Here is a 12,882-nt window from a genome sequence, read left to right as displayed (position 1 = left end):
TGATCCAAAGCTCCTCCGGTGCCCCGCATCCAACAGCCCCGCAAGCTAAGCGGGGCACCGGACGGAACCCCACCGCAAACTTCTGCACAACCTCCCGCCGGGTCAGGCGGCGAAGGAGATGGTTCACGTGTCCGCTACGCCTGTTCTGGCGTTGCGCGGGGTCTCCAAGCGATTCGGTGCCGTCCAGGCGCTCACCGATGTAGAGCTTGAAGTCCACGCCGGTGAAGTGGTCGCCCTGGTGGGCGACAACGGCGCCGGAAAGTCCACGCTGGTCAAGACGATCGCCGGCGTGCACCCCATCGATGAGGGCTCCATCGAATGGGACGGCAAGGCCGTTCAGATCAACCGCCCGCACGACGCCCAGAACCTGGGCATCGCGACGGTCTACCAGGACCTCGCGCTCTGCGACAACATCGACGTCGTGGGGAACCTCTACCTGGGACGCGAGCTCAAGAAGCGCGGTGTCCTGGACGAGGTCGAGATGGAGCGCCGCTCCCGCGAGCTGCTGGACACGCTGTCCATCCGCATCCCCAGCGTCCGCATCCCGATCGCCTCGCTCTCCGGCGGTCAGCGCCAGACCGTGGCGATCGCCCGTTCGATGCTCGGTGAGCCCAAGCTCGTCATCCTCGACGAGCCCACCGCGGCCCTCGGCGTCGAGCAGACCGCCCAGGTCCTCGACCTGGTCGAGCGGCTGCGCGAGCGGGGTCACGCCGTGATCCTCATCAGCCACAACATGGCTGACGTCAAGGCCGTGGCCGACAAGGTCGCCGTTCTGCGTCTCGGACGCAACAACGGCATCTTCGAGGTCAAGTCGACCTCCCAGGAAGAGATCATTTCCGCCATCACGGGCGCCACGGAGAACGCCGTGACCCGTCGTGCGGCGCGCAGCGGGGAGGCTCAGAAGTGAGCATCGACAAGACTTCTGAGACCGGTTCCCACGACGTGGCGAACCCCGAGGCGGCCGCCAAGGCGGTCACCGCCGTCGACCCGCGCCTGCTCGTCCGCGAGCAGGGCCTCGCCGGCTACGTCGGCGAGTTCAAGCGCAAGATGAAGTCCGGTGACCTGGGTTCCATCCCGGTCGTCATCGGCCTGATCGTCATCTGGGCGATCTTCGCGAGCCTGAACGAGAACTTCCTCACCGCGGGCAACATCTCCGACATCTCCGTCGCCATGGTCGGCACGGGCATGATCGCGGTCGGCATCGTCTTCGTGCTGCTGCTCGGTGAGATCGACCTGTCGGTCGGTTCGCTCTCCGGTCTGGCCGGAGCCACGTTCGCCGTGCTCAGCGTCACGCACGGCATGAACGAATGGCTGGCGTTCGTCCTGGCCATCCTCACCGGCACGGCCGCCGGTGCGATCCAGGGCTTCGTCTTCGCGCGCATCGGTGTGCCGGCCTTCGCCGTCACCCTGGCGGGTCTGCTGTTCTGGAACGGCCTCATGCTCCAGATCCTCGGCAGCAACGGCACCATCAACCTGGACAGCGAGGGCGTCGTCGCCAAGCTGACCAGCTACTACTTCACCGATGTCGCCGCCGCCTACGTGCTCGCGGTCGTCGTGACCGCCGGGTTCTTCCTCAGCTCGTACCTCGGCAACAAGCGCCGCGAGGCGGCCGGTGTGCCGTCCCGCCCGGTGAGCGAGACCATCGCCCGCACGGTGCTGCTGGGTATCCTCAGCTTCGGCGTGGCGATCATGTACAACCAGTACAAGGGCCTGCCGCTCGCCGTGGTGATCTTCCTCGCGGTCCTGCTGGTCACGGACTTCGTGCTGCGCCGTACCTCGTTCGGCCGGAAGATCTTCGCGCTCGGTGGCAGCGTCGAGGCCTCCCGCCGTGCCGGTATCAACGTCGAGCTGATCCGGATCTCGGTCTTCTCGATCTCCGGCACCTTCGCCGCCGTCGGCGGTCTGTTCATCGCCTCGAAGATCGCCTCCGCCAACCAGGGCGCGGGCGCCGGTGACCTCCTGATGAACGCCATCGCGGCGGCCGTCATCGGTGGCACCAGCCTCTTCGGTGGCCGTGGCCGCACCTGGAACGCCCTGCTGGGTGTTCTGGTGATCGTCTCCATCCAGTACGGTCTGGCCCTGCAGGGCATCGCCTCGCCGGTCCAGTACATGATCACCGGTGGCGTTCTGCTCGCCACGGTCGTCATCGACGCCGTCACCCGCAAGACCCAGAAGACCGCGGGTCGCGCGTAGGGTTCTCACCCACCCAGGCCTGTGCCCGGCGCCAATGGCGGCGCCGGGCACAGTCACGTCCGGTGCCCGTCGAGGCGCCGGACGCAGCCACGTCCGGACGGGAACGCGTGTTCCGTCCGGTTGGGCCGTTCGTGTGGCGTGGATCGCCAGGCCCGGCCCGCGCCCGAAAAGACGGAACATTAGACTCGACGAACCCGGCAACAGCTCGATCACTGCAAGGAGGCACGGGTGGCGCTGCTGACCCGCATCACGGGACCGCGCGATCTGGACCGGCTGACCCTGGAGCAGCTCGACCAGCTGGCAGGGGAGATCCGGACCTTCCTCGTCGACGCGGTCTCCAAGACCGGTGGCCACCTCGGCCCCAACCTCGGTGTCGTGGAGCTGACCATCGCCCTGCACCGCGTCTTCGAGTCACCGAAGGACAGAGTGCTGTGGGACACGGGCCACCAGTCCTACGTCCACAAGCTGCTCACCGGCCGGCAGGACTTCTCCCGGCTGAAGATGAAGGGCGGTCTGTCCGGCTACCCCGCGCAGGCGGAGTCCGAGCACGACGTCATCGAGAACTCGCACGCCTCGACGGTCCTCGGCTGGGCCGACGGACTCGCGAAGGCGAACGAGGTCCTCGGCAGGAACGACCACGTGGTCGCCGTCATCGGTGACGGCGCGCTCACCGGCGGCATGGCCTGGGAGGCGCTGAACAACATCGCCGATGCCAAGGACCGCCCGCTGATCATCGTCGTCAACGACAACGAGCGTTCGTACGCGCCGACCATCGGCGGCCTCGCGAACCACCTGGCGACCCTGCGCACCACCGACGGCTACGAGCGCTTCCTGGCCCGCGGCAAGGACCTCCTGGAGCGCACGCCGGTCGTCGGCAAGCCGCTCTACGAGACCCTGCACGGCGCGAAGAAGGGCCTGAAGGACTTCATCGCCCCGCAGGGCATGTTCGAGGACCTCGGCCTGAAGTACGTCGGCCCGATCGACGGCCACGACATCGAGGCCCTGGAATCGGCCCTGGCCCGCGCGAAGCGCTTCGGCGGCCCGGTCATCGTGCACTGCCTCACCGAGAAGGGCCGCGGCTACCAGCCCGCGCTCCAGGACGAGGCGGACCGCTTCCACGCCGTCGGCAAGATCCACCCGGACACGGGCCTGCCGATCGCCTCCTCCGGCGCCGACTGGACCTCCGTTTTCGGCGCGGAGATGGTGGCGCTCGGCAAGGAGCGCGAGGACATCGTCGCGATCACCGCCGCGATGCTCCAGCCGGTCGGCCTCGACCGGTTCGCCAAGGCGTTCCCCAAGCGGGTCTACGACGTCGGCATCGCCGAGCAGCACGCCGCCGTCTCCGCGGCCGGCCTCGCCACCGGCGGACTGCACCCCGTCTTCGCCGTCTACGCGACCTTCCTGAACCGCGCCTTCGACCAGGTCCTGATGGACGTGGCCCTGCACAAGTGCGGTGTCACCTTCGTCCTGGACCGCGCTGGTGTCACCGGCACCGACGGCGCCTCGCACAACGGCATGTGGGACATGTCCATCCTCCAGGTCGTCCCGGGCCTCAGGCTCGCCGCGCCGCGCGACGCCGACCAGGTCCGTGCCCAGCTCCGCGAAGCCGTCGAGGTGAAGGACGCGCCCACCGTGGTGCGCTTCTCCAAGGGCGCGGTCGGCCCGGCCGTCCCCGCCCTGGGCCGGATCGGCGGCATGGACGTCCTGCGGGAGCCCGGCACCGACGCGCCCGACGTGCTGCTGGTCTCCGTCGGCGCGCTCGCCCCGATGTGCCTGGAGATCGCCGCTCTGCTGGACCGTCAGGGCATCTCCACCACCGTCGTGGACCCGCGCTGGGTCAAGCCGGTGGACGAGGCCATGGCGCCGCTCGCCGAGCAGCACCGCGTGGTCGTCACCGTCGAGGACAACTCCCGGGTGGGCGGTGTCGGCTCGGCCGTCGCGCAGGCCCTGCGCGACGCGGGCGTCGACATCCCGCTGCGCGACTTCGGCATTCCGCCGCGCTTCCTCGACCACGCCTCCCGCGCCGAGGTCATGGCCGAGATCGGGCTGACCGCGCCGGACATCGCCCGGCAGGTCACCGGTCTCGTCGCCAAGCTCGACGGCCGTTTCGAGAGCAGCGCCGCGCAGGCCGTGGACGCCGTACAGCCCGCGCGCGACTGACGCATCCCCACACGGCCGATGGGCCGGTTCCAGCACCCTGTACGGGTGGTGGAACCGGCCCATCCGCGTGATGCGCGCCGCGTCGGGGCATACGTGCTACCTGCCCTCTCGATCATGTCGAGGACGACAAGCGTGGGAGGTACGTCCGTGAGCAACACCCTCTTCAGGACGAAAAGGGTCGAACAATCGATCTTGGACACCGAGGAGCCGGAGCACGCGCTCAAGAAGTCGCTGTCCGCTCTGGACCTCACCGTGTTCGGCGTCGGCGTCATCATCGGCACCGGCATCTTCGTCCTCACCGGCAAGGTGGCCAAGGAGAACGCGGGACCCGGTGTCTCGCTGGCCTTCGTCGCCGCGGGTGTCGCCTGCGGACTGGCGGCCCTGTGCTACGCGGAGTTCGCCTCCACGGTCCCGGTCGCGGGATCCGCGTACACCTTCTCGTACGCCTCCCTGGGCGAGCTGCCCGCCTGGATCATCGGCTGGGACCTGGTCCTGGAGTTCGCGCTCGGCACGGCGGTGGTGGCGGTCGGCTGGTCCGGCTACGTGCGCTCGCTGATGGACAACGCGGGCTGGCACCTTCCCGACTCGCTCGGCGGCCGCGACGGCGCGCACGGATTCGGCTTCGACATCCTCGCATCCGCGCTGGTGCTGGTGCTCACGGCCATCCTCGTCGTCGGCGTGAAGCTCTCCGCCCGGATCACCACGGTGGTCGTGGCGATCAAGGTCACCGTCGTCCTGATCGTGATCATCGCGGGCGCCTTCTTCATCGAGGGCAAGAACTACTCGCCGTTCATCCCGCCGGCGCAGAACGTGGAGGCGGGCAGCGGCATCAAGTCGCCGCTGATCCAGATCATGTTCGGCTGGGCGCCGACCAACTTCGGCGTGATGGGCATCTTCACCGCGGCCTCCGTCGTGTTCTTCGCCTTCATCGGCTTCGACGTGGTCGCGACGGCCGCCGAGGAGACCAAGAACCCGCAGCGGGACATGCCGCGCGGCATCCTCGGTTCGCTCTTCATCTGCACCGCGCTCTACGTCCTGGTGTCGATCGTGGTCACCGGCATGCAGAAGTACACCGAACTGTCCATCGACGCACCGCTCGCCGACGCGTTCAAGGCGACCGGACATCCCTGGTTCGCGGGCGTCATCAGCTTCGGCGCCGCCGTCGGACTCACCACGGTCTGCATGATCCTGCTGCTCGGCCAGACCCGCGTCTTCTTCGCGATGAGCCGCGACGGGCTGCTGCCGCGGTTCTTCTCCCGCGTCCACCCGAAGTTCCGGACCCCGCACCGGCCCACCATCCTGCTCGGTGTCATCATCGCGATCCTCGCGGGCTTCACCACCCTCAGCGAGCTCGCCGAACTGGTCAACATCGGCACGCTCTTCGCCTTCATCGTGGTCGCGGTGGGCGTCGTCGTCCTCCGCCGCACCCGCCCCGACCTGCCCCGCTCCTTCCGCACCCCGCTGGTGCCCTGGGTGCCGATCCTGTCGGTGCTCGCGACGCTGTGGCTGATGCTGAACCTGCCGGCGGAGACCTGGCTGCGGTTCGCGATCTGGATGGTGATCGGCATCGTCGTGTACTTCCTGTACGGACGGAGGCACAGCCTCCTGGGGCGTCGCGAGGAGACCGGCCCGCAGGGCACCCGGAACCCGCCCGGCGGCACGGCCGGCTGACCGCCCGTCACCCGCTCACCGGCCCCGTGCCCGGCACCCGGCCACCCGGCACGGGGCCGCCGCACGTCGGTACCCGTCGGGCCCGAGCCCGCCGACGCGCGCCCGCTCCCGGCCGCCCGGCGTCCCCGGGGCCCGTGTCAGGGGTGGGGGCGTACGGTGCGCGGGCCCGCGACCTCGGCGCCCAGGCTGGTGACCCGTCGGCGCAGTTCGCGGTCGGCCGTGACCACGAGACGCGGGCGGTCCCGCGCCTCGGCCACCAGCTCCACCATGCGGTCGTCGCCACTGCCCGGCGCCTCGTCGACCCGCACCCCGGGGACCGAGTCCACCCCGCGCGCCGCGCCCTCCACCACCAGCACGATCTCCAACGGACCGGGGTGGCCTGGCAGACCCCGCCGGGCCACCTCCACCAGGCCGTCCCTGAGCCGCTCGGCGGCGCCGCGGCGGTCCCGCCACCAGCCGTCCGGCACGGAGCCCACCACATTGGCGCCGTCCACGACGACCAGCGTCGCCTGTTCCTCCGGAGTCGTCATGTCCTCACTCTGCCGGAGAGTCGTCGGTTCGTTCGGCGGCCTCGTCCGGTCAGACGACGCGGGCCGCGGCTATCGGCCAGGAGCTCACAGGGCGCGCGTTCTCCTTGGCCGTGTTGACGCTCCACCGGTAGCGAGAGAACTCGCCTGTGGTATTCGATCCGTAGAACATCATGTGCCCGATGCCGACGCCTTCCAACTGGTCTGCCTGCTCGGCGCCGACCATACGAGTGTCGGGGTATTTGGGGTAGTTGGTCAGTGCGTACACGCCGTGCGGGTCGGACGTGCAGTCGACGACCTCGACGGCGTACTGGGTCTCGCCCGCGAAGTCCGCGACTCCGGTGAAAACGCCCTTGACTGCCCGGACCATCACGATATGGCCGGTACTGCCGTCGACTTGACTCTGATAGTCCACCGCGATCAGATCCCCGGGCTGGAGATCGGTGACCTTCCGGATCCGCTGAAACCGCGGACCGGCGGTGCCGTCGGAGAAGGCATTCCGATAGTCGGCAGCCTCCGGGATCCGGTCGTGGAAGTACTGGGAGAAGTAGTCGTCGGTGGCCCAACTGTAGGTGTGCTTCAGCACCCAGGTGAGGAAGGAGGAGCAGCGGGCCTGTGCGATCCAGCTCGGCAGGTCGTCGGGCGTACCCCAGGTGACCGTGGAGGGGGAGCCGACCAGATAGACGTTGTTGAGCCGAGCGGTGCGGCCGCTGATGAGGGAGACCTCGTCGGCGCTCAGGGCACGGCTGTACGCGCGGACGTCGTCGATCGCCCCCTTGAAACGGTTGACGTAAGAGCCGTCCCAGCGGGCCCTGCCGACGTTGAGGCCCTGGGGCGATGCCCAGGACACGGTTGCGTCCGCGCTTCCCTCCAGCACGCCGTTCACGTACAGGTGGACGCGGTTGCCGTCCCACACCCCGGTCAGGTGGGTCCAGGCGCCCGGTGTGGGGGCTGTGGTCGCCAGGGCGGAGATCTTGATGCCCTGATCCTCGGTTCGCACCTTGAACGCCCAGGCCCGGGCGGTGTCGTCGTACTGAAGCAGGAAGCGGCTGCAGCTTGTGCCGTCCTGGCTGACTGCCGTGTACATGTTGTCAGCCGCGGCGTCGGCCGCCAGACAGACCCAGGCGGAGACGGCGAAGGGAGCTGTGGTGTCGAGGACGGAGGAAGTGGCTCCGTATCCCGCCGGGGTTCCGTCGAGCGTGAGTTCGCCGCCGGCCCGCCGGCTGGTCCAGGACGCGCCGGTGCCGAGGGTGAGGGGTCGGTCGTGACCGGATCGGTCGGCGGCGGAGCCGTCCAGCGACCAGTGCCCGGAGAGGCCGTGGGGCAGATGCCCGGCAGCCAGCAGCCGCTGGTAGTGGACCATCCGCTCGGCTTCCAGAAGGTGGGGTGTGGCGACCGGAGTGAACGGGGTGTCCAGCGGGGCGTCGGCCGCGGCGGTCCCCGCGCTGCCGACCACGCCGGTCATCGCGCCCGCCCCCGCGAGTGCCATGCCGCCCAACAGCTCACGTCTGCTTACCATGTGGGTCTTCTCCGTTCTGATGGTGCCCGCATGCGTCCGGGGGCACCCGTGGGCACGGCCGAGTGGGTCCGGATGACTGGATCCGAGCCCGGTGATCAACCACAGGATGCCTGACGGCGTGATCTTGACGCACAGGACTTGTTCCGGTGCGACATGGGTCCTGCGCCGGACTGCCGCGCAGCGCCGAGCGTCCGTGAACCGCTGACGGGGAGGGGCGGGACCCGGCGGGCGGCATGCCCCGGATCACCGGGCGCGCCGCCCCCGATTAAGGTGAAGCGGTGAACGTCGACTGGCTCATACGCGGTCGCGACGGCAGGCTCGGTGCCTACCTGCTGTCGGAGACCACTGTCCGCTGCCGGGCGGAGCGCGGACCCGGCGGCCCCTGGGACCCGCCCCGCATCGTGGGGGGCGACCAGCGCCTGCACTCGGTACTGGCCCTGGGCCAGGGTCCGGACCGCTATACCCATCTGGTCTCGTGGCGCCCGACGGTCAAGAACCAGTCGGGCCTGGTCCATTCGACCCATTTCCGGTCGGACCTCGCCGCCCTCGACTGGAACCCGATCGGTCACCCCGACCGCACCGGGGACCGGACGGGCGACCCCGTCGTCGCGGTCGACGCACAGGGGCGCGCCCATGTCTTCGTCCGCAACAAGGGCGGCGGAGTCAGCATGATCGCCCAGAAGGAGAAGGGCGGCTGGGGGGCCTGGCACGACCTCAAGGGGCATGACGTCCAAGGGGATCTGGCGGCCGTGACCGGGATGTCCGGCCGCGTCGAGCTGTACGCGGCTGTGCCGGGCGGCGTTCTGCACTGGCGCCAGGAGAAGGCGGGCGAAGTACCCGCCCTGGACGAGGCGCTGGAGGCACCGGTCCGCCCGGACACGCTGCAGGCGCTCGCCACCTCCGCCGACTCGACCACGCTCTTCTTCACCGACACCTCGGGCGATGTGTGCGCCTGGCGTCCCGGCACCAGGCCGGTGGCCCTGCTGGCCTCGGCCGGACCGGGCCCCGTCCGCGTCATCCGCTGCGAACTCGACGGCCACGACTGCACGTTGCTCGCCCAGCGGGCGGCGAGCGGCCGGGTGGCCTTCGCCGCCTATCCGACCGAGGACGAGTCGGCGGGCGCGTGGTGGACCGAGTCGGGGTCCGAACTCCCCGCCGACGCCCTGCTGGCGCTGGCGGAGGACGAGGAGGGCCGGGTGGTCGCCGCGACGCTCTCCCCGGGGACCGGCGAACTCCGCGTCACCCGGCGCAAGGACGAGCCAGGAATCGCCCTGGAGGCCTGGCGGGTGGTCTGACGCCGACGGCTCCGGCCGGGATCTGAAGGGGTCCCGGCCGGAGCCGTCGGGTCCTGCTTCTTGGTCTCGCAGAACGACAAGGAGGGCCTCCGCCCGAAGCGGAGGCCCTCCTTGTCTATGACGTAAGGCCGTTACGCCGGAACCGAAGCCGCGCCCGGCTCCAGGAACCGCTTGCCGGTCACGCGTTCCGAGACGCCCTCGCGGTCCAGGTACGGCGTGATGCCGCCCAGGTGGAAGGGCCAGCCCGCGCCGGTGATCAGGCAGAGGTCGATGTCCTGGGCCTCGGCGACGACGCCCTCGTCGAGCATCAGACCGATCTCCTGGGCCACCGCGTCCAGGACGCGGTCGCGGACCTGCTCCTCGGTCAGGACGGTGTCGCCCTGCTTGAGGAGAGCGGCGACCTCGGGGTCCAGCTCCGGCTTGCCGGAGTCGTAGACGTAGAAGCCGCGCTTGCCCGCCTTGACGACGGCCGCGAGGTTCGGGGAGACCGTGAAGCGGTCCGGGAAGGCCCGGTTGAGGGTCTCCGAGACGTGCAGACCGATCGCGGGACCGACCAGTTCGAGGAGGACCAGCGGGGACATCGGCAGGCCGAGCGGCTCGATGGCCTTCTCGGCGACCTCGACCGGGGTGCCCTCGTCGATGACGTTCTGGATCTCGCCCATGAAGCGGGTCAGGATGCGGTTCACGACGAACGCCGGGGCGTCCTTGGTGAGGACCGCGGTCTTCTTCAGCTTCTTGGCGACGGCGAACGCCGTGGCCAGCGAGGCGTCGTCCGTCTGCTCGCCGCGCACGATCTCCAGGAGCGGGAGGATCGCGACCGGGTTGAAGAAGTGGAAGCCGACGACCCGCTCGGGGTTCTTCAGCTTCGACGCCATCTCCGACACGGAGAGGGACGAGGTGTTGGTCGCGAAGATCGCGTGCGCCGGGGCGACCGCCTCGACCTCGGCGAACACCTGCTGCTTGACGCCGATCTCCTCGAAGACGGCCTCGATGACGAAGTCGGCGTCGGAGAAGCCCTCGGCCTTGTCCAGCACACCGGAGACCAGGGCCTTCAGGCGGTTGGCCTTGTCCTTGTTGACGCGGCCCTTGAGGAGCAGCTTGTCGATCTCGGCGTGGACGTAGCCCACACCCTTGTCGACGCGCTCCTGGTCGATGTCCGTGAGGACGACCGGGACCTCGAGGCGGCGCAGGAAGAGGAGGGCGAGCTGCGAGGCCATCAGGCCCGCGCCGACCACGCCGACCTTGGTGACCGGACGCGCGAGCGACTTGTCCGGCGCACCCGCCGGACGCTTGCCGCGCTTCTGCACCAGGTTGAAGGCGTAGATGCCGGAGCGCAGTTCGCCGCCCATGATCAGGTCGGCGAGCGCCACGTCCTCGGCGTCGTAGCCCTTCTGCAGGTCCCCGTCCTTGGCACCGGCGATGATGTCCAGCGCGCGGTAGGCGGCCGGGGCGGCCCCGTGCACCTTGCTGTCGGCGATGAAGCGGCCCCGCGCGACGGCCTGGTCCCAGGCCTCGCCGCGGTCGATCTCCGGGCGCTCGACGGCGATCTCGCCCTTGAGGACGGCGGCCGTCCACAGCAGCGACTGCTCCAGGAAGTCCGCGCCCTCGAACAGCGCGTCGGCGATGCCGAGGTCGTAGACCTGGCCGCCCTTGAGCTGCTTGTTCTGGTTGAGCGAGTTCTCGATGATCACCGAGACGGCCTTGTCCGCACCGATCAGGTTCGGCAGGATCGTGCAGCCGCCCCAGCCGGGGACCAGACCGAGGAAGACCTCGGGCAGCGAGAAGGCCGGCAGGGCCGCGGAGACGGTCCGGTACGAGCAGTGCAGACCGACCTCGACGCCACCGCCCATCGCCGCGCCGTTGTAGTACGCGAAGGTCGGGACCGCGAGGCCCGACAGACGCTTGAAGACCTCGTGGCCGCCCTTGCCGATGGCGAGCGCGTCCTCGTGGCGCTTCAGCAGCTCGACACCCTTGAGGTCGGCGCCGACCGCGAAGATGAACGGCTTGCCGGTGACACCGATACCGACGATCTCGCCGGCCGCGGCCTCCTGCTCGACCTGGTCGATGGCGGTGTTCAGGTTCGCCAGCGACGCGGGGCCGAAGGTGGTCGGCTTGGTGTGGTCGAAGCCGTTGTCGAGGGTGATGAGCGCGAAGCGCCCGGCACCGAACGGCAGGTCGAGGTGGCGTACGTTCGCCGAGGTCACGACCTCGTCGGGGAACAGCTCGGCCGCTCCCTTGAGGAGTTCAGCGGTGCTCACTTGTCGCCTCCGGCGTCCTTGTGGTGCGGGTTCTCCCAGATCACCGTGGCGCCCATGCCGAAGCCGACGCACATGGTGGTGAGGCCGTAACGGACCTCCGGCTGCTCCTCGAACTGACGGGCGAGCTGCGTCATCAGACGGACGCCCGAGGAGGCGAGGGGGTGGCCGTAGGCGATGGCGCCGCCGTACTGGTTGACGCGCGCGTCGTCGTCGGCGATGCCGTAGTGCTCGAGGAAGGCGAGCACCTGGACGGCGAAGGCCTCGTTGATCTCGAAGAGGTTGATGTCCTCGATCGACAGACCGGCCTGGGCGAGGGCCTTCTCGGTGGCCGGGATCGGGCCGTAGCCCATGACCTCCGGCTCGACGCCCGCGAAGGCGTACGAGACCAGACGCATCCTGACCGGCAGGTCGTTCTCGCGGGCGAAGTCCTCGCTCGCGATGATCGAGGCGGTGGCGCCGTCGTTCAGACCGGCCGCGTTACCGGCGGTGACCCGGCCGTGGACACGGAACGGGGTCTTCAGGCCGGACAGGTTCTCCAGCGTGGTGCCCGGACGCATCGGCTCGTCGGCGGTGACCAGGCCCCAGCCGGTCTCACCGATCTCCGCGTTGGTGTTGCGCACCGAGATCGGCACCAGGTCCTGCTGGATCTTGCCGTTGGCGTACGCCTTGGCGGCCTTCTCCTGCGAGCGCACGGCGTACTCGTCGGCGCGCTGCTTGGTGATGGTCGGGTAGCGGTCGTGCAGGTTCTCGGCGGTCATGCCCATGAACAGGGCGGACTCGTCGACCAGCTTCTCGCTGACGAAGCGCGGGTTCGGGTCCACGCCCTCGCCCATGGGGTGACGGCCCATGTGCTCGACACCGCCGGCGATGACGACGTCGTACGCGCCGAAGCCGATGGAGCCCGCGGTGGCGGTGACGGCGGTCAGCGCGCCCGCGCACATACGGTCGATGGAGTAGCCCGGGACCGACTGCGGCAGTCCGGCGAGGATGCCGGCCGTGCGGCCCAGGGTCAGACCCTGGTCACCGATCTGCGTGGTCGCGGCGATGGCGACCTCGTCGATCTTCTTGGGGTCAAGACCGGGGTTGCGGCGCAGCAGCTCCCGGATGGCCTTGACGACGAGGTCGTCGGCGCGGGTCTCGTGGTAGATGCCCTTCGGGCCCGCCTTGCCGAACGGGGTGCGGACGCCGTCGACGAAGACGACGTCCCTGACGGTACGAGGCACGATGGCTCTCCTCCAGATGCGGGATGGCACTGCTGC

Annotated in this window: 9 protein-coding genes; 5 read left to right on the top strand and 4 right to left on the bottom strand. The window is 69.6% G+C overall.

The window, feature by feature from the left end; translation table 11 throughout:
- The first annotated feature begins 118 nt into the window (after positions 1-118).
- From ACWEBX_RS18425 to ACWEBX_RS18410, 4 genes are all read left to right on the top strand, one after another.
- Positions 119-907, top strand: coding sequence for an ATP-binding cassette domain-containing protein (locus ACWEBX_RS18425; protein ID WP_037621840.1), 789 nt, complete (start codon positions 119-121; stop codon positions 905-907).
- On the top strand, positions 904-2,193 hold the full coding sequence (locus tag ACWEBX_RS18420; RefSeq protein WP_451885878.1) for a sugar ABC transporter permease: 1,290 nt from the start codon (positions 904-906) through the stop codon (positions 2,191-2,193). The genes ACWEBX_RS18425 and ACWEBX_RS18420 overlap by 4 nt, the downstream gene beginning before the upstream one ends.
- A gap of 228 nt (positions 2,194-2,421) precedes the next feature.
- On the top strand, positions 2,422-4,353 hold the full coding sequence (gene dxs, locus ACWEBX_RS18415) for a 1-deoxy-D-xylulose-5-phosphate synthase (RefSeq protein ID WP_451885877.1): 1,932 nt from the start codon (positions 2,422-2,424) through the stop codon (positions 4,351-4,353).
- A gap of 147 nt (positions 4,354-4,500) precedes the next feature.
- A complete protein-coding gene (locus ACWEBX_RS18410; protein ID WP_451885876.1) occupies positions 4,501-6,024 on the top strand; it encodes an amino acid permease in 1,524 nt (507 codons plus the stop codon).
- Between the two features lie 137 nt (positions 6,025-6,161).
- On the opposite strand, the gene ACWEBX_RS18405 is transcribed toward ACWEBX_RS18410, so the two are convergent.
- On the bottom strand, positions 6,162-6,554 hold the full coding sequence (locus ACWEBX_RS18405; RefSeq protein WP_451885875.1) for an NTP pyrophosphohydrolase: 393 nt from the start codon (positions 6,552-6,554) through the stop codon (positions 6,162-6,164).
- 49 nt (positions 6,555-6,603) lie between these two features.
- Positions 6,604-8,070: a LamG domain-containing protein gene (locus ACWEBX_RS18400; protein ID WP_451885874.1), complete on the bottom strand. Its 1,467-nt coding sequence runs from the start codon at positions 8,068-8,070 to the stop codon at positions 6,604-6,606.
- Between the two features lie 278 nt (positions 8,071-8,348).
- Between ACWEBX_RS18400 and ACWEBX_RS18395 the strand changes: the two genes are divergently transcribed.
- Complete coding sequence (locus tag ACWEBX_RS18395; RefSeq protein WP_451885873.1) at positions 8,349-9,365, top strand: hypothetical protein; 1,017 nt, start codon at positions 8,349-8,351, stop codon at positions 9,363-9,365.
- A 131-nt stretch (positions 9,366-9,496) separates the two neighbouring features.
- Here the strand turns inward: ACWEBX_RS18395 and ACWEBX_RS18390 are convergent, their stop codons facing one another.
- Positions 9,497-11,623, bottom strand: coding sequence for a 3-hydroxyacyl-CoA dehydrogenase NAD-binding domain-containing protein (locus ACWEBX_RS18390; protein ID WP_451885872.1), 2,127 nt, complete (start codon positions 11,621-11,623; stop codon positions 9,497-9,499).
- Entirely contained in the window at positions 11,620-12,846 is a 1,227-nt protein-coding gene (locus tag ACWEBX_RS18385) for a thiolase family protein (RefSeq protein ID WP_451885871.1), read from the bottom strand. Before ACWEBX_RS18385 ends, ACWEBX_RS18390 begins: the two co-directional genes overlap by 4 nt.
- Positions 12,847-12,882: the final 36 nt, after the last annotated feature.

The organism is Streptomyces sp. NPDC005070 (assembly GCF_053600395.1).
Note: the sequence above shows the minus strand (reverse complement) of the source record. Positions and strands in the feature narration are given on the sequence as shown.